Below are 1,586 nucleotides of genomic sequence, written 5' to 3'. Positions count from 1 at the left end.
CCGGCCCACCGTGACCAGCAGGGCTCGCTCCGCCGCCCGCGTCCGGCTCCGCCGTGGACGGCGCGCCCCCGGCGCGGCGCACCAGACAAGCGTTCTATTTTGTTACGCAAACGTTTCTACTTTTTAAAGCCGAATCACACCATCCGCTCCCGTTTATCCTCCTGCAGATGGCCCCAATGCTTCCAGATGAAGAGAGCAAGCAGCACGATGATGAACATGGCGTAACCGGTCAGATAAACACCCCATTCCTCTCTCGGAACAATGAGCGAAGAACCAATGGTGCCGAACAGCCAAATATAGGATAGATTTCCGAGCGCCGTTCCCCAGATAAAAGCCGAATGAGGCAAGGTTGACACCGCAGACATAATATTAATCACATTATTGGGAATAATCGGTATCGTCCGAAGCAGCACCAGCGTCCAGATCCCGTAACGGTTCAAATAACGCTGCCATTTGTCATACCGCTTCAGCTTCCTGCCCCATCTCCGGTCAAACCAGTGAAACAAATACCTTCGGGACAGGTAAAATACGAACAGACCTCCTAGATTACAGATCAGCCAGCTGATCAGCATCCCGCCTACTATATCGAATACCGAGACATGCAGCACAATCAATATAACGAACGGGAAAAATCCGAACAAGCTCTGAAGAAGCGCGAGCGGGATCGTAACCAAGAGTATTGCCGGTCCGCTTAGGCCCAGCACCTGCAGCAGCCAATCAATCCAGGAGTTTACCAATTCTGTCATGCATGCTCTCCTCTCCGTACTCCTTGCCCGGCAGCCCTGCTTCTGATCATATTCAGATATTTGAAAGAAAACACCCCCTAAGGGGTGTTGGTAAACGAAAAATCACTGTAGTCTATCATTTGTAGTCTATCATTTGTAGTCTATCATTTAATGAGTCATTTCATCATAGCATACTTGCTAATTCACTGTAAGATACTAGCGGCGCATATAAGAAAAATCAATCGTTTTCCCGGTCTGCCGCGTCTTACTTTCAGGAACATGAATTTAGAGGACTTCTTCCCAATACCAACACTAATAGAAAAAGGGGGAGTGGTGAATGGTGGGAAATACAGTGGATGACGACCAGAATCTCGTAAAGCCGGTTCGCCAGAGGGCGGAAAACAAAGGTTATCGTGTCGATGTAGCCGGCGCTGTTACGGATAGCCGTATGTACTCGAAGAATTAGGGGCTAAATCATATTCCGCGCAAAAAAGAGGGGTGTCTCCGCAGCCGGTTCAAGGCTTTTGGGGACACCCCTTCCTTTTAACAACGTATGTTCTTGTCGCCGGGCATCCCGTCAGACAAGCTTACTCAATACCCGCCGTCCATTCCTTGACTTTATCCGGATTGGCGCCAACCCAAACCTTGGCCGCTTCCTCCGGGGATTGTCCGCCCTGAATGGCAACCATCCCCTTCGCCATATCCTCCGGCGTCCACTGGAACTGGTCCAGGAACCGGTGAACATCCGGCTGATCGTCATTCAGACCTTTACGGGCCAATGTGTGAATCTGCTCATCGCCGCCGTATACGCCTTGGGGATCGTTCAGATATTTAAGATCCATGTTGGCGAACATCCAGTGC

Annotated in this window: 3 protein-coding genes; 1 reads left to right on the top strand and 2 read right to left on the bottom strand. The window is 50.6% G+C overall.

The features are described from left to right. Positions 1–134: 134 nt before the first annotated feature. Entirely contained in the window at positions 135–746 is a 612-nt protein-coding gene (locus L691_RS0125780; protein ID WP_025693085.1) for a TVP38/TMEM64 family protein, read from the bottom strand. Positions 747–1,062: 316 nt separating this feature from the next. On the opposite strand from L691_RS0125780, the gene L691_RS33215 reads away from it, so the two are divergent. Further along, a complete protein-coding gene (locus tag L691_RS33215) occupies positions 1,063–1,191 on the top strand; it encodes a DUF4179 domain-containing protein (protein WP_198023118.1) in 129 nt (42 codons plus the stop codon). A gap of 121 nt (positions 1,192–1,312) precedes the next feature. On the opposite strand, the gene L691_RS30245 is transcribed toward L691_RS33215, so the two are convergent. After that, positions 1,313–1,586: glycine betaine ABC transporter substrate-binding protein (locus L691_RS30245; RefSeq protein ID WP_036738341.1), on the bottom strand; the 274-nt coding region annotated here is incomplete at its 5' end.

Origin of the sequence: Paenibacillus zanthoxyli JH29 (assembly GCF_000520715.1) — a bacterium.
In the GTDB taxonomy this organism is placed as follows: Bacteria; Bacillota; Bacilli; order Paenibacillales; family Paenibacillaceae; genus Paenibacillus_AQ; species Paenibacillus_AQ zanthoxyli.
The sequence above is the reverse complement of the archived record's forward strand: the minus strand, read 5'-3'. Positions and strand labels throughout refer to the sequence as shown.